Source organism: Legionella maceachernii (assembly GCF_900167045.1).
GTDB lineage: Bacteria > Pseudomonadota > Gammaproteobacteria > Legionellales > Legionellaceae > Tatlockia > Tatlockia maceachernii.
Genome location: NZ_FUXJ01000007.1, coordinates 41,065 through 64,166 on the forward strand (window position 1 = coordinate 41,065; position 23,102 = coordinate 64,166).

Here is a 23,102-nt window from a genome sequence, read left to right on the forward strand (position 1 = left end):
CCAAGAGTTGGGAGGTCCTTCGCGTTGCTCAGGATGACAGTGGTGTTGTCGTCCCGAACGTAGTGAGGGATCTCCTTGGTGGGGTTATTGCCAAGAGTCGGGAGGTCCTTCGCGTTGCTCAGGATGACCGCTTTATTGGATACGTTAGAGAGGTTTCATAAATGAATGCAGATCGGGCTTCTGTTGCAAGCGATATTGGTATACTGCATAAAAAGCAATGATGTTTTTTAAATAATTACGGGTTTCATGCCAGGGTAAAGTATCTATCCAAATATCCATTTCTTTCGGAGGATGGTTTTTAAGCCAATAATTCACTTGAGTAGGGCCAGCATTATAAGCAGCAGCAACAAGAACTGGATGCTGATTATAGCGACGGATTAATTGCTTTAAATAAGCAACGCCAATGTTAATGTTTTTCTGCGAAGAAAAAAGTTCATCTTTATTGCCATAAGCAATTTTCTCATGTTTCGCTACAACGCTTGCAGTGGTCGGCATGACTTGCATTAAACCACGAGCACCCGCGGGTGAAACCACATCTTCACGAAAACCGCTTTCTTGACGAATAATGGCATAGATGAGCTCAGGGGAGACATGGTAGCTTTTTGCGAATTCCTTTACAGCGTTATAATGAATAATAGGAAACCGAAGTGAAAGCTGATTGTTCAACTCTTCGGTATTACTAAGATAGACGGATTTTCCATACCATTTGAGCGTCGTGGCTACCCAATAGATAAGTGCGCATTTTTCTTCTTTTGGAAGCTCACTAATGAAATCATTTAATAACCTTGACGCTTGTAAGGACTGTTTACTGAAATAAAGGGATTTAATGTAATCAGTAAAAGACTGATAAGGCTTTAGCACAGCTACATCATCCACTGGTCTTTCATTTTCAAAATTAGGTGTTTTATTTAAACGCAGGCTTGCTAAAAAACCGTAATAATGTCGATTCTTGGCGATGGTTTGATAAATATCTCTCGCTTTTACTGATTCTCCTTTCGCCTCCAAAGCACGAGCTAGCCAGTACTGCCAACAGGGTTTTTCTTTATCGGGTGAGTGATTGACTAGGTGTTCAACTTGGTCCCATTGCTGATTTTTAAGAGCAAAACGAATTTGCCAATCGAGGATGGCTTCGTTATAAAAAATGGGTTTTATTTTAGAAAACCAGAAGGGCTCATCATCATGGCCTCGCATTGCTTTATAGAGAACAAGATGAATAAGGAAAGACTGCTGCTGCGCTTCATTAAGGAATTGCTTGGTTTTAGCATCCTGCCAGTAGCGAATTGCTTGATTCATATTGCTGGAAATCATGCGTTTTAAGCCAAATAGATAGAAATAATCACGCAGTTCGCCAGGTTCAAGTTGAGCGATATGTGTAGGATTTTGATAAATGCTTGTTAATAATTGCTCGTCTTGAAGTCGAGGCTGCTTGTATTGTTTTAACAAATAACGTGCTAAACCAAGATTGCGCTTTTCTAAGGCGAGAATAATCCGTTGAGTAATTAAATGCTCATCAAAATTATCCATTTTTATCATGATGTCAAAAAGCACATTGCAGGGAGGAGGTTGGGAGTCACCCGTGAGCCATAAGAGGCGTGTCGCTTTGAGTGCTTCCTCCGATCGTCCTTCATTGAAGTTGGCAATTTGAGCAAAGCATTGCAAATTGACGTCTGTTGAGGGGCGATAGTATTTGGAATAATTTACCCAGTCTTTTTGTCGGGCCAATTGATATAACCATTTTTCACGAAGCTTTGTTGCCAGCGGTGTATCGCTGGCAACAAAGGCAAGAAAGTCCGGTCCAGGTTGCTGAGGTAAATTTTGACTCCATTGTGTGTAAGCCATAAATCGCTGCAAATAGGCTTGTCCCGAAGTGGCATGAGCCATTGCGGACAGGCTTAAAAGACATAAGAAGCACACTATTTTTTTCATAGTCTTTTCGTCGATAAAGTCACAAGAGTTCTCAATGAAAATGGACAGGTTAGGTTTTCATGCAAAACATATAGAAAACCACTGGGGGACGATAGCACTAGGTAAGAGCTAATTTCTCCCGCATGGTCTTAATAGTTTTAGCATAATCAGGGCTAGAAAATATAGCTGTGCCAGCAACAAATTCTGTAGCGCCAGATTGTGCCAAATTGGCAATATTATCTACACTTACTCCTCCATCAACGCAAATGGAGAGGGCAGGGTACTGTAGTTTGAGTAATTTGATTTTATCGAGAACTTCAGGGATTAATGTTTGACCGCCAAAGCCTGGGTTGACCGTCATTACTAAAATGAAATCCAAGCGATGAATACTCCAGCGAAGACAATCGATTGACGTGGCTGGATTCAAGACCAGACCGGCTTTACATCCTTGCTGCTGAATAAGTTGCAAACTGCGATCCAGATGCGTTGTTGCATCAGGATGAATGCTTATCCGTTTAGCGCCCGCTTTTGCGAATTGAATAATTAATTCGTCCACAGGACAAGTCATTAAATGCACATCAATGACATAATGAGGGAAGCGTTTATGTAAGGCCTGGCAAATAGGTGGTCCGAAGGTTAAATTGGGAACATAATGATTATCCATTACATCAAAATGGATCATATCCGCCCCAGCTTCCATGACAGCAAAAGCTTCGTCTCCCAATTTTGTCATGTCGGCTGAAAGCAATGAAGGGGCAATTAGATAAGTCATAGCAACCTTTATCAAAAATGTAAACTAAGGATAGTTCAGGCCAAGGTCTCACTACCATTCAGTTATTAATGTCACCACTCGCTGCCTACCTGCCGCGGCTCCTCAGGATCCAGCGATAACGAGGGAGAAGGCACAGGGGCATAGCCATAGTACCCGATTCCTTAAATTATGCTTCCATTAGTCAGAAAAATAATAATTAAAGTTCAAATTAAGGGTGTTTGTTTGTATGCGCGAATTAATGCTTGATATCGTTCTTGTCGTAATGTAGCGATAATCTAATCCAATCGAGAGATCATCCGAAGCATAATAGCTTATACCCAGTATGGCTTGGCCAATAGGGGCGCTTTCGTTTCCTTTTACGTTCAAACTGAAACTGTTAACGTAAAGATAAGGTAGCGAAAAGGTAACTGAATTCCTTACGTAAGCATAGCCTATCCCTAATCCTAAATAAGGTACCCACGTAGGATCATTTTCTTCATCATAGAAATCATAATAGCCGTTAATTAATCCTGCACCAACTACTGATTGACCACTTAGACGAATAGGATTGGTAAGAGTCACATGCCTTTTAATGGAGACTCCTCCAATTTTTACTTGGGATAGAGGAGCATAATTGAAGACTAATTCTCCCTCAGCGCGGAAATTACAAATGCGGTATCCAAGCTGAGTACCAAAATTTCCTCCAACCTTATACTCTAAGCTTCCATTCATTGTGGGAGTAAAAGCTGAGGAGACAGTAGCATAGCTTAGGCTAGGATGAGCTCTATTGACTATAGGTAAACCAGTTACATAAGAGACAAAGGTACTGTTTGAAGTGACTGGAACAGGGTTAGGATTAATAATTTGATTTATTTGAAGAAATGGTAAAGGATTAGGCCCTGAAATATCTATACTGGGAGTATAACTAAGACCACCCATTAACCCCCAATACCAGCCTTCTGATGGAGTTGCGGCGAAGACTGAGTTAGCAAGGAATAGACTGGTTAAAGCGAATTGACTAGAACGTTTCATGTTGCTCCCTTACTTATAATTGTATTCACTAAAGCGATAAACCACGCCTATGCTAGCTAAACTACCCTGTAAAACCTTGCCATATGCGCTTATACGGCTAGAACCCACATAGCGATAGGCAAGATTGAGGGCATAATTTTCAGTAAAATTGTAAGTCAGACCGGCTGTTCCTTGATAAACAAATGCACCACTTGATGCAGAGTAATGAAGCCGATTTTGAAAAAAAGGATTTTGAAAAAGAGTCGGGTTAAGCGCAAAATTCGGGTTTAAGAGAAGATTCCGTTTGTGGGAAAGATCATTATGAAAATTAGCATTAAACCAGCCATAACCTATACCTACTCCTAAAAAGGGGGCGATGCAGGGAACCATTTCTGGGAAATCATAATAAAGATTGGCAGCCCCAATAACCATGTTATTTTGTCCACTGACATCACGTACTCTTATTGGATCAAAGCCTAAGTTTGAGAGTAAGCCGAATCGGAAAGAATTCAGTGTCGTGCGAATATAAGTAAGCTCCCCTTCGTAGCGCCAATGATTGGTTTGGTAGCCAAAACGCCCACCGGCATTAAAACCATTATCGAAGACAGCATGATCAAATTTAATACCGTCCTGAAGTTTGTCTAAGTTATCAGGGACATAGCTATACCCACCAAATAGGCTCCCATATAACCCATCAATAGGAGTTGCAGCAGACACCAAGCTAGAAAAAAGCAACATGGTGAAAAAAAATACAATTCTCATGGAATCCCTTGTTATTATTATTCTTAGCAACTCAATGTTAGCGATTTACTTTTATTTTGCAAGCGGCTTTTGTATCAAACCGCTTTGTTCAAGCTCAATCGCCTAAGTTTTGTTCAAACATTATCTCTTTGGTTATTAAAAAAGGAGATTTATTCCTGAGAAACTGATCTTTATTATCCTTTTTTACTTTGAGTTATTAATACCCCGATGTAATCGGATACCGCCAATCGCGTCCGAAAGCGCGAATACTGATTTTAATCCCAGGTGGTGCTTGGCGCCGTTTATATTCATTGCGTTTAATAAGTCGGATGACTTGATTGACAATTTCAGGAGAGTATCCCTTTTGGATAATGTCAGTCGAAGCGAGATCATTTTCCATGTAATCGGTAATAATGGCATCCAAAACACTATAGTCAGGTAAGCTATCTTGGTCGGTTTGATTGGCTCGTAATTCTGCAGAGGGTGCGCGAGTAAGAACGCGTTCAGGAATGACGGGCTCTAAACGATTCCGATACCGTGCGAGAGTGTACACTTGTGTTTTTAAAACATCTTTTAAGACGGCAAAACCACCTGCCATATCGCCATATAAAGTAGTATAACCAACGGCTGTTTCACTTTTATTGGAGGTGGTTAGTACCATTTTGCCGCTTTTATTGGACAATGCCATCAATAACATACCGCGAATCCGTGCTTGCAAATTTTCTTCGGTCACATCAGGTGTTGATTCTTTAAAAATAGGAGCAAGACTGTCAAGAAAGCGATTAAAGATAGATTCTATGGGAATGAGCGTGCTTCTAACTCTCATCGCATTAATTTGCAATTGTGCATCTTCAAGACTCATCCCGGCCGTGTAGCGTGAAGGCATCATGATCGCGTGGACTCTTGCTGGACCCAATGCATCTACAGCAATGGCTAAAGTGAGCGCTGAATCGATTCCTCCTGATAATCCGATAAGCACACCATTGGAAAAACCATTTTTTTCGATGTAATCCCGAGTGCCACACACTAACGCTTCATAAATCAATTGATCTTGTTCGTAAGCAGGAATAATCTCCGAAATGATCTTGTGTCCCTCTAAAATAACGGGGTGTAAATGTTCTTTAAAAGCAGGGGCTCGTGCACAAACAATCCCTTCACGATCAAGTGCCATCGACTGACCGTCAAAAACCAATTCATCCTGGCCACCGATTTGATTCACATAAATAAAGGCAACCCCTTGTTGGGCATAATCTCGCAATAAGTTTTCGCGCAGATCGGGCTTAGGGTAATCAAAGGGAGAAGCATTGATACAAAGGATGGCATCTACTCCCGTAGCAATAATTCGATCCACGGGGCCTTTTTGCCATATGTCTTCACAGATACAAAGCCCTAAGCGATAGTTTTTAACTTGAAAAATACAGGTTTCAGCAGGCCCATGAATAAAATAGCGCTCTTCATCGAAAACCCCATAGTTGGGCAGAGCTTGTTTGAAATAACGCGCAACGCGTGTTGCTTGATAAAAAACGGTTGCTGCGTTAAAGCAATCCTCTTGGACAAGGCAAGGATGGCCCACAATCACGTGACAATCGGCCGTTATTTTTTCAATGGCCAATAACGCTTCGGCGACTCTCTGGTGCAGTTCTTTACGAAAAAGTAAATCTTCAGGAGGATAGCCCGTAATGGCCAACTCGGGAAAAATGATGACATCGTGTTGCTGTTGCTCTTGTTGAATAATATGAATGATTTTATTCGTATTGGCTTCAATGGCGCCTACGGTTGGGTTAATTTGCGCCATAAGTAGTTTTAATGATTGATGCATAGCAAAATTAAATCTCTGCAAAAATAATTTATTCTATAACAATTATGAAGTATATACCCGTGATCCTTCAAAATGCTATGTTTTGGGCAACTTGATTTTTTTGGCTGGGATTATTTTAAAAACGAGTAATAGCAAGCCCTATTGCGAGTTTTTAAAATAATCCCAGGCGGAAAAAGCAATAGACCAAAAATAGTATTTTGAAGGATCACGGGTATATATGAGTTATTCTCGATGAAAATTTGCTATAATCGCAGGTTAGATCGTTAATTAGTTGTAGGTCATGTATGCTAAAAGAGGCATTGTCACGGATGGCGAATGTTTTTTCACCTTCTGTGTTGATGCGAGGACAGGAATACCAGCAGAAAGGGTACGTATTAAATATCCGATTAAGTGAAGGGCTATTAAAGGCGCGGGTTAAAGGGCGTTCAAGCCAGATTTACGACGTGCATCTCGATTTAAAAAATTGGCCTTCAACCCCAGCACGCTGTAGCTGTCCTTATACCATTAATTGCAAGCACGCTGCTGCAAGCTTGTTTTCTTTGCAACAACGAGAAAATTATGAAATTCCCGCACCTGTTCCAAATAAACTGAATCTCTCCCTCAACGCGTGGCTGGATTCGTTGCGTGAAAAAGAGTCTGATGAGCATCAACCCGACACTAGTCATGAAATCATTTATTTGATTGAGCCGCAATTTGGTGATTTTGAACATCGACTTGTGGTAAGGCTCGCGATGGCCAAACGCCTAAAAAAAGGGGGATTGGGTAAAAAATCCATTTTTAATACCATAACTGAGAGCAGGAAACAGTATTTCACAGGCAAGGACGAGGAAATAATAGCCTCTTTGCTCTTTAAAAACACATCTCAAGGATGGTTTGATCGTCTCTATTTACGCAACAGTGAATTACTTGAAAAGATTCTTGCGACCAATCGAGTTTATTTAGCAAATGATAAAGAGTCCCTTCTTACCTTGAGCGAAAATTTATCCACGAAATTAAATTGGCAATTAGCAGCCAACGGAACCCAATATTTAGTATTAGAAGAAGTCGAAGGCGGGGGAGGCATTTTACCTCTTCTATTAGATAGGGTTTGGTATTTGGATCAAGACAAAAGCCGAATGGGTTATTTAACTATACCTTATAGTCCAGGGCAATTAAGAAATTTATTGAATGCACCACCTATTGAATTGGATCAAGCCTCTTTAATTGCTAAACAATTGGCAGAAACTCACCCCGAGTTGCCTGAACCCAAAATCTACAAAGAACGAATTATTCATACGAATCAACCTCATCCTGTTCTTGTTTTTGACGCCATTGAGTTACATAAAAATTACCTTGAATCGGAAAATGATTACTTATTTATTGTGGAGTTATTTTTTGATTATGAAGGGGTACTCGTTGCTAAAAATGAGATTCATAATATATTGTTTCGCTCAGAAGAAAATAAATTAATTGAAATTCATCGGGATTTATCTTTTGAAGAAGAAAAAATAAACGAATTAAAGCAAATTCTTGCCGTACGCAGTCCAAGAATTTCTGAAAAATTATCTGCTGAGGTCGAGTTGCAGAATGAAATGGTTTTAATTCATTACAAAAGGGAAGAAGATTTACCTCGTTTATATAATCAAGTTATCCCTCTACTAAAGAGTAAAGATTGGCGCGTGGAATTTGCTCATTCTATTTATGAGGAATTTATTGATGCGGATGAACTGGAGTGGTTTTCCGAACTTGAGGAAAAAGAAAATGATTTTTTCTCTTATCAATTGGGGATTTTAGTAGACGGAAAACCGGTCAATATTGTCCCTTTGGTTGCTGAGCTGATTACTCGGCTGGGTAAGGAGACTATTGATCATTTATCCGAGCAAGAGCGTGTTAAATTGCCTTTGTCAGAGGGGAAAACATTGCATGTCAGTTTGGGGCGAATCAAGCCATTACTGCGCTTCTTGTTACAGTACGGTCTTCGTCACCTCAAGAATGAAAAATCGCTGCAAATCAATCGATACCAGTTAGTGTTAATGCAAGAAACTGAACAAGCGATGGCTTCTATTTCTGCCCGTTGGCAAGGCAATACTCTATTGCAGAAACAATTACAGCAATTAACTCATTTAATTCATCTTCCTGCGACAGAAACTCCCCGAGGATTAAAAACCACGCTTCGTGATTACCAACATCAAGGACTAAATTGGCTGCAATTTTTGCGAATATGCCGTTTTGGTGGCATTTTGGCTGATGACATGGGATTAGGGAAAACAATACAAACATTAGCGCATTTGCAAGTTGAAAAAGAGCAGGGGCGTTTGACAAAAGCAAGTCTTATTGTAGCCCCTACCAGTTTGGTGGGTAACTGGTTCGAGGAGGCAAAACGTTTTACTCCAGAATTAAAAGTTTTTGTTTTTCACGGCTTAGAACGTCACAATGACAATTTTGATGATTATGATTTAATTATTTCGACTTATGGCCTTATCCAGCGCGATAAAACGCGTTTTGTCGATTATTCGTTTTATTATTTAATTCTTGATGAAGCCCAATCCATTAAAAATGCTAAAACCAAGACCACACAAATCGTCCAACAAATTCAAGCCATGCATCGACTTTGTTTATCGGGAACCCCTTTGGAAAACCATTTAGGTGAATTGTGGTCGCTGTTTCATTTTTTAATGCCCGGTTTATTAGGGGATGCAAAGCAATTTCGCCAATTTTTTAAGACCCCCATCGAAAAATTCAATGATGCTGAGCGACGAACTTTACTGGCAAAACGCGTGCAACCGTTTATGCTGCGACGCAGTAAAAATCAAGTGGCAAATGAATTACCAGAAAAAACAGAGATGACGCGCAGCATTGAGTTAACAGGCAGTCAACGTGATTTATATGAGGCAATACGCATGAGCATGGAGAAAAAAGTGCGTGAGGCGATTGCCAAACAAGGCATGGGTAAAAGCCACATCGTTCTCCTTGATGCGTTACTCAAATTACGACAAGTCTGCTGTGACCCTAAGCTGTTGTCCATGCCTGAGGCAGAAATTGCTCACGGTACTTCAGCTAAAATGGATGCGCTAATGGAATTACTCGATGGTTTAGTGGATGAAGGGCGTCGAGTACTGGTGTTTTCACAGTTCACTTCCATGTTGGAATTAATTGAAGAGCAGCTGATTAGCCGAAATTATGCTTATTTGAAATTAACCGGGCAAACGCAAAATCGCCAAGTGTTGGTGAATACTTTTCAAGAAGGTCATACCCCTATCTTTTTAATTAGCTTAAAGGCGGGTGGGACTGGATTAAATTTAACCCGAGCCGATACAGTCATTCACTATGATCCTTGGTGGAATCCTGCTGTCGAGGATCAGGCTACGGATCGCAGCCATCGGATAGGTCAAGAAAACCCTGTTTTTGTTTATAAATTAATTACCATAGGGACAGTGGAAGAGGCCATTTTGACGATGCAAAAGAAAAAGCGCCAGTTGTTTGATGGTATTTTATCGGACAATGCGGGCGGTATGATTGGTTTGACAAAGAATGATATTGAGCAATTTTTTATGCCTCTACCCAAAGAGTGAATTGCAAACTGCACCGCCATAGCCTATCCTGGGTCGAACCATTTTTAGGGAGAAAATCTCATGAAGCAATTGAAGGCCTTTTTGATGTGTCTTGTTACTCTGGTTGGCATGTCTACGGCTCTAGCCCAATCACCCGTAGGTACCTGGACAACGATTGATGATAAAACGGGTCAAAAGAGAGCGATCGTGCATATCAGTGAATCAAAAGGTATGTTAACTGGGACAATCGCTGATGTATTCCCACAACCGGGTGATACTGGCCTTTGTGAAAAATGCCCAGGTCAATTTCAAGGAAAACCGGTAAAAGGACTGACCTTTGTTTGGGGATTAAAAGACAAAGGGGACGGTGTTTGGGATGGTGGCCAGATTCTTGACCCTAAAAGCGGTAAAATTTATCGCGCTAAAATGACCTTAGAAGGCAATAAACTTTATGTACGTGGGTATATCGGTGTTTCGGCATTAGGTCGAACACAAGTATGGGTGCGATAGTAACCGCCCTGTCATCCTGAGCACAGCGAAGGACCTCCAGACTCTTGGAACTAACCTGATTCAGGAGGTCCTTCGCTGTACTCAGGATGACTAGAGGTTTGTTTAAAGGCCTCACTTAGGTACAATACCTTCCAAGACTCTAGAATGCGTTAGTAGCTATGACCGAAGTTCAAACACGAAAAAAAACAATTGACCCCCTAAAACGGCCACCGCATTCTGCCGAGGCAGAGCAGTCAATTATTGGTGGGCTGATGCTCGATAACCAAGTATGGGATAAAATCAGTTCAAAGCTATGTGAAGCTGATTTCTATCGTACCGAGCATCGTATTCTTTTTCGAGCTATCGCTGAACTGGCCAAAAAAAGTCAACCATTTGATGTGGTCACTTTGCTCGATATTTTAAAGTCGACTAATGAGTTGGATGATGCAGGTGGTGAAACGTATCTCTTCGAGTTAGCAAACAATACACCCAGCGTGGCAAACGTCTCTGCTTACGCGGATATCGTACGCGAAAAATCAGTACAACGGCAACTCATTACTGTTGCCAATGACATTGCTGATTCAGCCTATAATCCGGGAGGTAGAAACGTCACTGATTTGCTTGATTTTGCTGAAACGAAAGTTTTTGCCATTGCTGAGCAAACAGGGGGAGAGGGTGGGCCTGAAAGTATTAAATCAATTTTAGTCAAAGCCGTGGAGCGAATTGATGCGCTTTATCATAACGGTGAATCCATTACAGGTCTGGCAACGGGTTTATCGGATTTGGATGAAATGACTTCAGGTTTACAACCTTCCGATTTGATTATTGTAGCCGGTCGTCCGTCCATGGGTAAAACGACGTTGGTAATGAACATGGCTGAGCATGCGGCAATCAAAGCAAACAAGCCAGTCTTGGTTTTTTCGATGGAAATGCCCTCAGATTCTTTGGCTATGCGGATGATGTCTTCTTTAGGTCGTATTGATCAACATCGAATTCGTACGGGAAAACTGGATGATGAGGATTGGCCGCGTGTGACTTCCGCGGTGCATATGCTTTCAGAAGCGCCTTTATTTATTGACGATACGCCAGCATTAAGTCCTGCAGAAATGCGGGCTCGTTGTCGACGTTTAGCGAAAGAGCATGGGAAATTGGGGCTTATCGTGGTGGATTATTTGCAACTCATGCAAGTACCCGGCTTTAAAGGGGATAATCGCACTGCCGAAATTTCTGAAATTTCTCGTAGTCTCAAATCATTGGCTAAGGAATTAGAAGTACCGGTCATTGCCCTATCCCAGTTAAACCGCAGCCTCGAACAGCGCCATGATAAGCGTCCGGTTATGTCTGATCTGCGTGAATCAGGAGCAATTGAACAAGATGCCGATTTAATCTGCTTTATTTATCGTGATGAAGTTTATAATGAGGACAGCCCAGATAAAGGCACGGCTGAAATTATTGTCGCAAAACAACGAAATGGTCCAATAGGCAAAGTAAGAGTCGCTTTTCTGGGCAAATACACGCGTTTTGAAGATTTGGCGTTTAATGGTTATCAAGGGGTAGATTGACGTGACTAGACCCACTCGCGTGCAAATCGACGAAAATGCGCTTTTGCATAATGTCAATCAAGTAAAGCATTGCGCACCAAACAGTAAAATCATCGCTATGGTGAAAGCCAATGCTTACGGTTGTGGTATACCTGCGGTGGTTCCTGTTCTCGAAGGCCATGTTGATGCTTTTGGTGTGGCTTGCTTAGAAGAGGCCATGGCCATTCGCGCACTTGGGGTACGTAGTGATTGCGTGTTGTTTCAAGGGGTATTTAGTGCCGACGAATTGCGTGTGGCAGCCTTACAGCATTTTCAATGTGTTATTCATCAGCCTCATCAGCTGCAGTGGTTATTAACAACACCGCTCCCCAGTAAAATAAAGCTATGGGTAAAGGTGAATACAGGAATGAATCGTTTGGGTTTTGCGCCTCAAGATGTTTATGACATTCTGTCAGCTGTGGCGAATTGTCCTTGGATTGATACAAAAATTGGTCTGATGACGCATTTAGCTTGTGCTGATGAGCCTGAGCATTCGGCAAATCAAAATCAATTGCGCGCTTTTAGAGAATTGAATTTGCCTGAAGGACAATTTATAAAAAGTATCGGCAATTCCGCGGCTATTCTCGCATTACCTGATACCCACGCTGATGTCGTTCGTCCTGGCATCATGCTTTATGGTGTCTCTCCTTTCGCTCATCAAAGCGGTCACGAATTGGGATTGATGCCTGTCATGCGCTTTGTTTCCGCGATAAGTGCCATTTTCCACTGCTCTGCACAAGCGCCTATTGGTTATGGAGGGACTTGGCAAACCAGTAGACCCTCTACCATTGGTGTGGTTGCAGCAGGTTATGGTGACGGTTATCCCCGACATATTGCCCAGAATACGCCGGTTTGGGTTAATGGTCATGAAGTACCTATTGTCGGGCGAGTCTCGATGGATATGTTAACCGTGGATTTAACTGATTGTCCGGAAGTGAAAATTGGAGATGCGGTTGAATTGTGGGGTAAACACATCCCTGTGGAGACCATCGCATTGTCCGCAGGAACCATCGCGTACGAGTTGCTCTGCCAATTTTCTCCTCGAGTACGCCATGACAGGTTTTTGCCATAGTTCTGCTGTTATTGTTCTCAATGAGGGGATAACAGTATAGCAACGCAAATGACCAAAGCGGGTGCTCTAAACTGCGTATAAATGTGGATAATATGTAAGCGTGATGGTAGAATGGCAACCTATTTTATGAACCATTACACAGGTGAACTTAAAATGAAAAAAATAGTGTTGGTATCATCCCTTTCCCTCGCAGTTTTACTGACAAGTTGTGCTCAAGTAACCAATGAAGGTGTAGGGACTGTGACTGGAGGTGTGGTTGGTGGTCTTTTAGGCAGCCAATTTGGTGGTGGTTCAGGAAAATTTGCTGCAGCTGCTGGTGGTGCGTTAATAGGGGCGTATCTTGGTGGTAACATAGGTCGTACTATGGATCGCCTCGATCGACTGGAAATGCAAAAAGCCTTAGAAACAGCGCCCACAGGTCGTGTTGTTACGTGGTCAAACCCTGATACGGGTAACCGCTATACTGTACAACCAACAAGAACCTATTACACGGATCAGCAACCTTGCCGCGAATACATTACTAAAGCAATTATCGGTGGTAAACCCCAGCAAATTTATGGCAAAGCTTGCCGTCAAGCCGATGGTTCTTGGAAAGTAGTAGGATAAAATAGAGTTTACTTGATTGTTATTGAACGTTGTAACCTGGATGAAGCGAAGCTGCATCCAGGTATTAAGAGCTGCGCTAGAATCTTCTAAAAACTACAATTAAGGATTCACTGTTTACTGTGGAATCAAGTCGTTAGACTTATTTCTATCTTTTGTAGTGCATAGACTTAATAATTTCTTAAGAAATCATTGATACTATGCTTAAAGTCCGATAAGAGGATTGTTTTATGACATTTTTAGAGTTAGCTGGCCGACTTATACCTGGATACGACTTGCTGCCTTTACCCGCTCGCACTGAGTTTGAAAGTAGTCAAGTTGCTCGATCCTTTGTTGCTGCTATTAAAGCAGCAGAAGAATCTATCGACACAATTCGCCAACGCAGCACTAAGTGGTCGAGACTCCGCGGACATACCGACGGAGAAATTGAGGCTGTAATCAAAGAATTACCCGATAAAGCAATCACCCACGAATTAGTGATTTCCCCAGAATATCAAAGCCTTATTAGCAAAATTACCTTTATTATCCTTCCCCTTGCCTATCCTGACGCGGGTTTGCTTGATAATGAACAGAAACGACTTGTGGCAGAAGCTGAGTATTCAGGAATTTTACAAAAAGAGTATATTAAAGCCGATAATGCGTATAAAGCGCATCATCAAAAATACACAAAAGCTTGGGTTGTGGATATAGAGGATGGGTTAGAGGATAGTAGACTTGAAAAAATAAGGCATTCTATCGTTGAAAAATGGTATGAGCATTTTTTTGCCGATCCACGGATGTCAGCGATGCGAACCACCATTGGAGAGCGAAAAGCAGTTCATCGCGCGCAGAGATTAGGGGCTTACTTTCCCTTTTTAAATGATCCGCATTGGAGTCATAGTACACCACTTATTAGTAGACTGTTGGATGACTATAATGCCGAAGTGGAAAGTGCAGAGAGCGAATCCAGACCACTTGATTTAGAAACAGTAGAAAAAGCCTTTTTAGCTGACTTGTTATACAGACACTTAAACGATGAAACAACCCATTCCCTTAATTTTATTAACTTAGAAGCGTTTAATCAAAAACAAGCTCGGCTTTTAGCTGAAAAAATTCTGCAGGCGTTTAATGACGGCAAAGCTTTGACAATGAAGAAATGGCTTGATGATTATCAGAATGAATTAATCGAATACATTCGTCAGCAAATTACACTCATTGATGGGAAAGAGTGGCAAGAATCGACGGTCGACCTTACTAATCATGCAGCGAATGCCTTATCGTATCTTTGGGATACCAGGGCTACACAGTGGACAAACGATTTTCTAAATCGCATAGGTGATGCCTATTCTTTTCTCCAGTACATGGGGGCCACGGCGCAAAATGACAATTTTGTCTTTTCAATTATCGACGTCTACAACTTATATCGCAATTCACGTGGATTAGCCGAGTCCAAAAGTATTTTATTGAGTTTGTTTAAACCGTTTTTGCCGCTGTATCAAGAATACAAAGAAATCGCGAAATTCGAAAAAAGTTTTTTTCGAAAAGTCTTCCGGACAGTCATGCCCTTGGTGATTATAGCGGGTTTTGTGATTTTAGTTGCTGTTTTATTACCAACAGGTATTCCTGAGTTAGCTTTCATTATTGCTGCTATACCTACTTTATTTATAGGGATTGCATTAGCAACCAAATACGTCACTTGGAAAAATAGTCTTTCTCAATTCTTGTATGAATGGTATTACGGTGGTCCTTTTGCAACCCCTGAGTTTGCTGTCAATGAACGCATGATTGAAACGTTTGGGACGTCCGAACGGGCGGAAGAAATTCGTTCCATTTATATTAGCGAAATTCAGCGTTGTAATGATCAAGAAGATTCATTTAAAGCGAATGAAAGCCATTTAAATAGTGATCAGCAAAAAGAAAGACAAGACAATCTTGATAGAAGGCTCATCTTACTTTTGGAGTGGTATGACATTCATAGCAACTCTAATCTTGCAGTGGATATTGTTCAAGTCATTGTGGAAAAACAATTGACACAAATTGGCAACGCAGGGTCTCAAGCGGTACAAAAGAGCCTTAATGGTGAGGAGGGAAGGGAAATCACCAAGCGAGTTCATGAATTAGTCAAGCGTTTAAAAGACAATTTATCGCCAAGGACTGTTCCTTTGGTGCTTGATTTAGAATCGGGACCTCGAAGAGAAATGCCTGAGCCTGTCATTGCTGCAAGAAGACCAACCCAACCCACCGCTATAAGTGCACATGCATTCCCCACTCAAGACGGTCTGGAGTTAGGGGATGAAGGCGTTAACGAGGAGGAAGAAAATCCCTCTTCGCATCGTCTTCTCCGTACTTCTTCTCGAGCATCTGCACATTCACCCCATTTTTTTACGTCGTTAAGTTGTATACAGGAACATCGTAGAGTTCAAAGGGCTAATCAAGCGCTGACCCACATCCGCCCCCCTGCGGCAGAGGAATTTGATCAGACGGACTTTGAAAGGACTGTACCTTTGAATGTTTTGGCCCTTTAGGTCTAGAGGAGGGCACATTTAGCTCGTGCAAGGTTTGGTAATTATTTGTGCTATATTTAAACTGCACAGAGTGTATTTTTTAACCTGGCCTCGCACGAGTTGCAATCTAATTGGATCGATTTGCGACTCCAATGAGGGAAGCTATTGCAGGAGGAAGCATGGCTCATCTAATTTATTCAGCGCTACCTCAGCCGAGGCGTCCAATAGTTTATGTGAACCCAAAGATTACTGTTGCTCAATGCATTGATATTATGATCAAGGAAAACATTGGAGCTGTTGTGGTGTTCGAGGGTAAAAATCTTATGGGCATGGTCACTGAGCGAGACATTGTGAGGTCCTGTCTACAACAAGCCTTAGACCCTAATAAAGCCACAGCGGCTGATGTCGTTTATACCGATGTCAGCGTATTAAACCTTTTCGACCCGGTTGAAAAGGCCATGGAAACAATCACTGAAACCAAACGACGCCATGTTTTAATCGAGGAGAATGGAGAAATTGTTGCAATTCTTTCGATTGGGGATTTGCTTTTTCATTTACTTGAAGATAAAACGCGAGTCATAGAGCAGCTGGAAAATTATATTCATACGTACTGATTACTCGAAAAGGTAATTGCTCACGCCCTCTTCTTACTCTTACGTTCCGCGAACAAGCCGCGGAATATAGAGAGGTGAGATATTAGGAAAAATAATTCCTATAATTGATTGTAGATTGTATAGTTAACGAATCATGATATAGGAAATACTAACATGCGCGCTTTGTTAAAAAGTACATTGCTCCTCCTCCTGCTAACTTTCACTAGCGTGAATTGGGCTGACACAAATCTATCTTCATGGTTTAGTAAAGGACCCAATAATCAAATTAAGTTGCGAGTCGATTTATTTTTATCTTCTACTTGTCCCCATTGTCAAAAAGCGGACGCTTTTTTCAGTACCCTCGAAACACAGAAACCCTGGCTTGACGTACATCGATACCTCATTAACCAGGACAAAGCGGCATTAGAAATGTTTCATCAAGAATTGAAGCAGGTCAAAATCGATGACTATGCTGTACCAGCCATCTTCTTTTGCAGTTCGCGATGGGTAGGTTTTGATGAAGCAAACACAACGGGCCAAAACTTATTACGCGGACTGGATTATTGCTATCAAGAAATTAGCAAAACCGGTAGCCTCACTCCCCAGACCGCTCATGTACTGCATCAATTATCGAACGCGAGCTGGTTTGACGCCAGTATGACAAGTCAACCTTCTTTGCTGTTATTTACATTGACAATGGCCATGACTGATGCCTTTGGTCCTTGTTCACTTTTTATTATTCTCGCTTTATTTTCTTTTCTCTGGCTGTATAAAGAACGAGGAGTCATGATAGGGCTTGCTGTTTTATTTCTACTCTCTGTCATGGTAGTTCATCATTTTCAACAAGATCACACTATCTTCTTTTATCAGGTTTTGAGTGTATTTCAGATTCCTGCTGAATTGATTGGCTTAGGGTTAATTATTTATGTTTTGGTCATTTATTTTAAAGGAATAAGGGTTCGACCTGGTTTTACCATTCCTGTTTTAGTCGTTTTAACTGCCTCAGCAGTGCAAGCCTATCAGCAGAACTGCACGCCAAATTTTGGCTTAATTTATCAACAGTGGCTTGATGGACAAGGGCTTACGACTATTCAAGGTGAATTAATTGAAATCGGTTATCAGCTACTTTATATTCTGCCATTGGCACTACTTGCTTTCCTGCTTATCTATTTCCGCAATCATGAACGCTTAAAAAAATTTGAGCGTATTTTAACCTATTTTTCCTGGTATTCACTGTTCATTATTGGGATTCTTCTGATCATTTTCCCGCATGGCTTTTCTTATTTCATCGTATCAATAGCAACCATTGCTTTAGCTTTACTTGCAGGATGGTTAACGATAAAAAAATTAACTCGGTTTAGGCAATGACCAAGAAAGCCCCACTGCCATTTTTCCCCATTGCTTACGACGTGGAAGAGGGAAAAACGTATTATTGGTGCAGTTGTGGAAAGAGCAAAACCCAACCTCTCTGTGATCATCCAATGGATTGTGGTGATAAAGCTGTTCCCTATGACGCAACGCTTACCGAGACAGTGTATTTTTGTGGTTGCAAAAAAACCAATGATCCGCCGCTATGTGACGGTTCCCATGCCAAAGTGCTTATGGAATATCTAAAAGAGAAGAAGTGAGCGGCTAAAGCAAAATTAACTTGATCTCGCTGGACTGATTTGGGATTATCAGTGCATTAGGTATTATTGGTAAAAGCATGAGTAAACTCATTGACATTCCAGTTATTGTTGAAAGCGGACATAAATATAAAACTGCACAAGGTATAACCGCAATTAAAGACGGGGTTAAAACAACAGAATCCCCTGCCGAGCGTCTACCAAAACCGAAATGGTTGCGCATAGTCAATCACACCACTCCCGCATACAGTAAAGTCAAAGATCAGGTGACAAAACATCGATTGGCCACGGTTTGTGAAGAAGCAAAATGCCCCAATATAGCTGAATGCTGGTCTCATGGTACTGCTACGATCATGTTGATGGGCGCAGTGTGCACGCGGGCTTGTCGTTTTTGCTCAGTCGACACAGGCAATCCTCATGGCTGGTTAGATTCTCAAGAGCCCGAGAATACCGCAAACACAGTTGCTTTAATGAATCTTGATTACGTGGTATTAACTTCAGTGAATCGTGATGATTTGCCCGATGGAGGAGCGAAGCATTACGCGGATACTATTCGCGCAATTAAAGCCCGTTGCCCTCATACTAAAATAGAGGCATTAACTCCTGATTTTCAAGGAGTGGAGAACGATGTCGCGACCCTTTTAGACAGCGGTGTGGATGTTTTTGCGCAAAATGTCGAAACGGTGGAACGGTTGACGCATCCTGTTCGTGATAATCGTGCCGGCTATTGGCAAACCTTAAAAGTGTTAGCATTTGCCAAGCGGTATCGTCCGGATGTTTTAACCAAAACAAGTCTAATGTTGGGGCTTGGGGAAACCAACGAAGAAATCATCAAAACCATGGATGATCTGCGCGCACAAAACATAGACATCCTGACGTTAGGACAGTATCTCCAACCCACAAGAAATCATCTGCCTGTTGCGCGTTATGTCACGCCAGAAACGTTTATGGAATTACGCGAAATTGGTTTAAAAAAAGGCTTCTTTGAAGTAGCATCTGGCCCGTTAGTGCGCTCAAGTTATCGTGCTGACCGGGTTTTCAAACGAGATAATTTAGGTTTGTAAGGAAATATTAATGCGTTTAATCCCAATAATTTTATGTGGTGGTGCTGGATCAAGGCTTTGGCCTGTTTCCCGCGAATTACATCCTAAGCCCTTCATTCATTTAGCCGATGGGCAAAGTTTATTGCAAAAAACCTTTTTACGAGGTGCGCAATTACCAGGCGTTAAAGAAATTCTCACCGTAACGAATCGTGATTTATTTTTTAAAACAACCGACGAATACCGTGAAACCAATCAAACTGGATTATCACTGTCCTATATCTTGGAACCTTTTGGTCGAAATACGGCTGCTGCTATTATTGCTGCTGCTTTACAGATTAAGCAAACCTATGACGATGAAGAGGCACTGATGCTGGTATTGCCTGCCGATCATTTGATTACGGATCAAGTCTCCTTTGCCCGGGCAATTGCAGAAGCAACCAAATTGGCACAGCAAGGAAAACTTGTCACATTTGGCATTCAGCCTACTAGCCCCGAGACAGGGTATGGTTATATCGAGGCAGAAGGGAACGAAGTCTTAAGGTTTGTTGAGAAACCGAATTTAGAGAAAGCGCAAGAATACTTGGATTCTGGGCGCTTTTTATGGAATTCAGGGATGTTCTGTTTTAATGTCAAAACATTGCTCCAAGAAGTGGAATTACATTGCCCAGCTATTTTTTCTGCCACTAAAGCGTGCATGGACGTTTCAGAGACGGCAATGGGTAAAGATTTTATTCAGATTGAATTAAATGCGGAAACGTTTAATGCGGTTCCAGAAGATTCAATTGACTATGCCCTTATTGAAAAGTCAAAACAAGTTGCGGTTGTGCCTTGCCAAATTGGCTGGAGTGATATTGGATCATGGAGTGCTTTAGGCGAATTGATTGAATCGGACAGCAAAGGAAATCGCATTGAAGGTGAAACGCTACTCCATGAAGTGGCGAATTGCTATATCCGTGGTAAAGATAGACTTATTGCTGCCGTGGGGATCGAAGATCTCTTCATTATTGATACAGCTGATGCACTTTTGGTTGCTGATAAAGCGCGCGCGCAAGATATCAAAGCAATCTATAGTCAATTAAAAAAACAGGGGCACGAGACTCATAAAGTACATCGCACTGTTCATCGACCCTGGGGAACTTATACGGTATTAGAGGAAGGAGCCCGTTTTAAAATTAAGCGCATTGAAGTAAAACCTGGGGCAAGCCTAAGCTTGCAAATGCATTATCATCGTAATGAACATTGGATTGTAGTGAGTGGTGTAGCCAAAGTCATTAATGGTGACAGAGAAATCATGGTGAATACCAATGAATCCACTTATGTGCCGGCAGGACACAAGCATCGTTTGGAAAACCCTGGTTTGACGAATCTCGTGATGATTGAAGTGCAAAGCGGCGAATACATGGGCGAGGATGACATCGTGCGTTTTGAAGACGTCTATGGCCGGGTAAAAGCTTAGTGTCCGCTTAAGGACAAGCTCTGTTTCCCTTTAGCTTGTCCATACTCTTCGCGTTCTATACCTCAATCAATGATTATTTCATTTCAAAATAGGAACAGCTGAAGAGCGTCGGCAAAGAAGTCAGGTTGACGATTACCCAATAATCAAAGTTAGCGGACAACAGGCCCTGTATCATCGCTGGCTATTCTTTCTACCTTAATGGATTCGGTTGGCACAACCGCTGGCAAGCTGGAGAAGATGAGCGACAATTTCGAAAGAGACTCTTTCATAGCAGTGAGAGCATTCTTTATATCGGTAAGTGAATTCTGAAGGTTGTGGTATAAAGGCAACAGACCCGATGATTTACCAGCCGTCAGCTTGCTGTATTTCCTTTGAAAAGTTTGGAGTTCGCTGATTAATGTGCTTTGAGTATTTTCAAGATCTTTTAGCCAGTTAGGAATTTGACTGCCTCTAGTATAGTGGGTCCCTTGCAGTTTCTTTTGTACATCATAGAGTTCGCTTTGCTTTCTAATCATGGTAAGGCAATCATGCAGGTATTCAATCATGTGTTTTTTGAAAGTTTCGTAGTCAATCGCTTTAAGGTCAATATGCTTACTTAGGGTGGTAATGTTATCCACATAGTGGGTAATGCTTTGGCTTTGCTGGATACGTCTATCTTTTGATTTTTTTAAGTACTCTTTGGTTTCAAGGTCCACTTGCTTACCTAAAGTAATAATCTCGCTATCGAATTGTAATGCGTTAAGAAATCCATTCAAATCATTGCTATCTTCCTTGATTTGATCAACGCTATTCAGAATCTTTTCTTGCAATGGAGTAGGAAGCTCTTTAAGGGTAAGAAGTTTTTTTATTTCAAGTTCATAGAATTGAATCATCTGGATAAATTCCAGCGATTGAACTTCATTGAGATTTCTTTCATGGATATAGCGTTTAAGATCGGCAATCAAGATTTTATAGAATGTAATGGAATCTATGGTCTGTTTTCGATTGGCTGCTAATGCAGGCATCAAAGGATGATTAGTCGAGGAAAATAGAGGATGTACTAAGGCGGGGCCATTTTCTCCCCTGACGATGACGGAAGCGCCATACTTGATTAAGACAGAGAGGCAATCCACCATTGGCGTAGCGCCAGAGTCTTTACTAAAGCAGTAATGGACTGCTGATGGATAAAGTATCCCTCTAATAGTTAAGGGCTGGTTATTAAGAGCAAGGTCGCAATTTTCAAGAATAAAATCGAGCAATTCGTGGTTTCTTTCCCTCAAAGCCTGAGTAAAATGTTGAAGGTTTAAAAGGTAATGGAAAGCACGGAGATTTTTCGCTAAACCAAATTCATTTTCCTTTAATAAAGTATTCAATAAAGCTTTTCCTGTTAGATGGACCTCATCGTGAAGTGTTTTTAAGTTCTTTAAAACTGCTAATGAAGTGGGCTGGGAATTGCTTTCTAATTCCAATTCAAGTGCTAATCCACAGAGACGAGAATTAAGATCGGTGAGAGTTATTGTTTGCTCAATACGAGATAACGTGCCTAATTGGGCAAACCGTGTAGCTAACTCTTGCAATTCTTTCGCATAATTGGTGGGGGAAACCGTTTTTTCTGTTTTATTAGGCTTTCGGAATAGCATGTTCCTATGGGCTAAAGCGCGATTATTTCCACGAGAAGGGGCAAGCGAGTCTGAGGTTGAATTTTGTATGTCGTGGCTTATTTTCGCTTTTTCTTTTTTAATTCCACTCATTTTTTTTACTAATTCACTGACAAAACGACTAATGTGTTCATATTGTTGATGTCTTACGAGTGGCGTTAATAGAGCCGCTTTTCTTTGTACTTTATTTAAGGCTTGAATGTAGGCTTGAGGATCATCTCCTAAATTATCTGCTAGTGCCGCAGCTTGATTTTCTAGCGCATTATAACTGTCTTCTAATGACGAAATTTTACGTGCCAATTGTGCTCTTAACTCTCTCATAATCATTTCGACGTTAGAGATTGCTAAATCGATAAATTGCCCCTCAAGTTGGTCAGCTTTTACAGGGCTAAACGTTTTGGTATTTTCATCTTGAGCACAAAAAATAGGGGGCATTGTTCGTTGGTCATTATGATCAAAATACACGTGTAATTGATACATTTTGCCCGCTTCATCATGAAAATAAGCAGTATAGTGGTATTGGCTGAGTGTTGGATTATCTGCTTTTTCAGTCTCATAGACACTGATATGATGATTGATTAATTGATACCGCTGACTGTTGTTAATGAATAAAAAGGGTTTATTCAGTAAATCAAGGTGATAAAAATAACTCCCTTTTTGGTTTTGTTTCACTTCAATTTTTGTGACATCAGGTAAGGTTAATTCGCGAAAATAAGTATTGATGAAATTAAAGAGAGTATTTTTAGCCATTTCACATTAATTTT

17 protein-coding genes are annotated in these 23,102 nt (G+C 41.2%); 11 read left to right on the plus strand and 6 right to left on the minus strand.

All coding sequences use genetic code 11. The features are described from left to right. Nucleotides 1-144: 144 nt before the first annotated feature. The 5 genes from B5D33_RS07185 to B5D33_RS07205 form a co-directional block, all read right to left on the minus strand. Nucleotides 145-1,926, minus strand: coding sequence for a lytic transglycosylase domain-containing protein (locus tag B5D33_RS07185; protein WP_058451518.1), 1,782 nt, complete (start codon nt 1,924-1,926; stop codon nt 145-147). A gap of 97 nt (nt 1,927-2,023) precedes the next feature. After that, nucleotides 2,024-2,677, minus strand: coding sequence for a ribulose-phosphate 3-epimerase (rpe, locus tag B5D33_RS07190; protein WP_058451517.1), 654 nt, complete (start codon nt 2,675-2,677; stop codon nt 2,024-2,026). Nucleotides 2,678-2,854: 177 nt separating this feature from the next. Then, nucleotides 2,855-3,688, minus strand: coding sequence for an outer membrane protein (locus B5D33_RS07195; protein ID WP_058451516.1), 834 nt, complete (start codon nt 3,686-3,688; stop codon nt 2,855-2,857). Between the two features lie 9 nt (nt 3,689-3,697). Next, nucleotides 3,698-4,429 carry an outer membrane protein gene (locus B5D33_RS07200; protein WP_065239978.1) on the minus strand — a complete coding sequence of 244 codons (732 nt, stop codon included), beginning with the start codon at nt 4,427-4,429 and terminating at the stop codon, nt 3,698-3,700. A 196-nt stretch (nt 4,430-4,625) separates the two neighbouring features. Beyond that, on the minus strand, nt 4,626-6,227 hold the full coding sequence (locus tag B5D33_RS07205) for an NAD+ synthase (RefSeq protein ID WP_058451514.1): 1,602 nt from the start codon (nt 6,225-6,227) through the stop codon (nt 4,626-4,628). A 284-nt stretch (nt 6,228-6,511) separates the two neighbouring features. On the opposite strand from B5D33_RS07205, the gene B5D33_RS07210 reads away from it, so the two are divergent. From B5D33_RS07210 to B5D33_RS07260, 11 genes are all read left to right on the plus strand, one after another. Further along, nucleotides 6,512-9,778 carry a DEAD/DEAH box helicase gene (locus tag B5D33_RS07210; RefSeq protein WP_058451513.1) on the plus strand — a complete coding sequence of 1,089 codons (3,267 nt, stop codon included), beginning with the start codon at nt 6,512-6,514 and terminating at the stop codon, nt 9,776-9,778. 60 nt (nt 9,779-9,838) lie between these two features. Beyond that, nucleotides 9,839-10,267 carry a DUF2147 domain-containing protein gene (locus B5D33_RS07215; protein ID WP_058451512.1) on the plus strand — a complete coding sequence of 143 codons (429 nt, stop codon included), beginning with the start codon at nt 9,839-9,841 and terminating at the stop codon, nt 10,265-10,267. A 158-nt stretch (nt 10,268-10,425) separates the two neighbouring features. Beyond that, nucleotides 10,426-11,808, plus strand: a complete 1,383-nt coding sequence (gene dnaB / locus B5D33_RS07220) for a replicative DNA helicase (protein ID WP_058451511.1) — start codon at nt 10,426-10,428, stop codon at nt 11,806-11,808. 1 nt (nt 11,809) lies between these two features. Continuing rightward, complete coding sequence (alr, locus tag B5D33_RS07225) at nt 11,810-12,898, plus strand: alanine racemase (protein WP_058451510.1); 1,089 nt, start codon at nt 11,810-11,812, stop codon at nt 12,896-12,898. 153 nt (nt 12,899-13,051) lie between these two features. Continuing rightward, on the plus strand, nt 13,052-13,504 hold the full coding sequence (locus tag B5D33_RS07230) for an RT0821/Lpp0805 family surface protein (protein WP_058451522.1): 453 nt from the start codon (nt 13,052-13,054) through the stop codon (nt 13,502-13,504). A gap of 227 nt (nt 13,505-13,731) precedes the next feature. Then, nucleotides 13,732-16,005 (plus strand): hypothetical protein, encoded by a 2,274-nt coding sequence (locus B5D33_RS07235; RefSeq protein ID WP_058451509.1) that lies wholly within the window; start codon nt 13,732-13,734, stop codon nt 16,003-16,005. Between the two features lie 158 nt (nt 16,006-16,163). Next, nucleotides 16,164-16,598, plus strand: coding sequence for a CBS domain-containing protein (locus B5D33_RS07240; RefSeq protein WP_058451508.1), 435 nt, complete (start codon nt 16,164-16,166; stop codon nt 16,596-16,598). Nucleotides 16,599-16,751: 153 nt separating this feature from the next. Continuing rightward, complete coding sequence (locus B5D33_RS07245; RefSeq protein WP_058451507.1) at nt 16,752-17,945, plus strand: hypothetical protein; 1,194 nt, start codon at nt 16,752-16,754, stop codon at nt 17,943-17,945. After that, the gene (locus B5D33_RS07250; protein WP_058451506.1) at nt 17,942-18,205 is read left to right on the plus strand and encodes a CDGSH iron-sulfur domain-containing protein; all 264 of its coding nucleotides are present in this window, start codon (nt 17,942-17,944) and stop codon (nt 18,203-18,205) included. The genes B5D33_RS07245 and B5D33_RS07250 overlap by 4 nt, the downstream gene beginning before the upstream one ends. Before the next feature lie 77 nt (nt 18,206-18,282). Beyond that, on the plus strand, nt 18,283-19,266 hold the full coding sequence (lipA, locus tag B5D33_RS07255; RefSeq protein ID WP_058451505.1) for a lipoyl synthase: 984 nt from the start codon (nt 18,283-18,285) through the stop codon (nt 19,264-19,266). Between the two features lie 10 nt (nt 19,267-19,276). Beyond that, the gene (locus tag B5D33_RS07260; protein ID WP_058451504.1) at nt 19,277-20,701 is read left to right on the plus strand and encodes a mannose-1-phosphate guanylyltransferase/mannose-6-phosphate isomerase; all 1,425 of its coding nucleotides are present in this window, start codon (nt 19,277-19,279) and stop codon (nt 20,699-20,701) included. Nucleotides 20,702-20,850: 149 nt separating this feature from the next. On the opposite strand, the gene B5D33_RS07265 is transcribed toward B5D33_RS07260, so the two are convergent. Then, nucleotides 20,851-23,088, minus strand: a complete 2,238-nt coding sequence (locus B5D33_RS07265; protein WP_058451503.1) for a hypothetical protein — start codon at nt 23,086-23,088, stop codon at nt 20,851-20,853. Between the last annotated feature and the right edge of the window lie 14 nt (nt 23,089-23,102).

Coding starts and splice junctions, on each gene's coding strand:
- B5D33_RS07185 (WP_058451518.1), bottom strand. CDS start 1,926: ATGAAAAAAATAGTGTGCTTCTTATGTCTTTTAAGCCTGTCCGCAATG.
- rpe (WP_058451517.1), bottom strand. CDS start 2,677: ATGACTTATCTAATTGCCCCTTCATTGCTTTCAGCCGACATGACAAAA.
- B5D33_RS07195 (WP_058451516.1), bottom strand. CDS start 3,688: ATGAAACGTTCTAGTCAATTCGCTTTAACCAGTCTATTCCTTGCTAAC.
- B5D33_RS07200 (WP_065239978.1), bottom strand. CDS start 4,429: ATGAGAATTGTATTTTTTTTCACCATGTTGCTTTTTTCTAGCTTGGTG.
- B5D33_RS07205 (WP_058451514.1), bottom strand. CDS start 6,227: ATGCATCAATCATTAAAACTACTTATGGCGCAAATTAACCCAACCGTA.
- B5D33_RS07210 (WP_058451513.1), top strand. CDS start 6,512: ATGCTAAAAGAGGCATTGTCACGGATGGCGAATGTTTTTTCACCTTCT.
- B5D33_RS07215 (WP_058451512.1), top strand. CDS start 9,839: ATGAAGCAATTGAAGGCCTTTTTGATGTGTCTTGTTACTCTGGTTGGC.
- dnaB (WP_058451511.1), top strand. CDS start 10,426: ATGACCGAAGTTCAAACACGAAAAAAAACAATTGACCCCCTAAAACGG.
- B5D33_RS07230 (WP_058451522.1), top strand. CDS start 13,052: ATGAAAAAAATAGTGTTGGTATCATCCCTTTCCCTCGCAGTTTTACTG.
- B5D33_RS07235 (WP_058451509.1), top strand. CDS start 13,732: ATGACATTTTTAGAGTTAGCTGGCCGACTTATACCTGGATACGACTTG.
- B5D33_RS07240 (WP_058451508.1), top strand. CDS start 16,164: ATGGCTCATCTAATTTATTCAGCGCTACCTCAGCCGAGGCGTCCAATA.
- B5D33_RS07245 (WP_058451507.1), top strand. CDS start 16,752: ATGCGCGCTTTGTTAAAAAGTACATTGCTCCTCCTCCTGCTAACTTTC.
- B5D33_RS07250 (WP_058451506.1), top strand. CDS start 17,942: ATGACCAAGAAAGCCCCACTGCCATTTTTCCCCATTGCTTACGACGTG.
- lipA (WP_058451505.1), top strand. CDS start 18,283: ATGAGTAAACTCATTGACATTCCAGTTATTGTTGAAAGCGGACATAAA.
- B5D33_RS07260 (WP_058451504.1), top strand. CDS start 19,277: ATGCGTTTAATCCCAATAATTTTATGTGGTGGTGCTGGATCAAGGCTT.
- B5D33_RS07265 (WP_058451503.1), bottom strand. CDS start 23,088: ATGGCTAAAAATACTCTCTTTAATTTCATCAATACTTATTTTCGCGAA.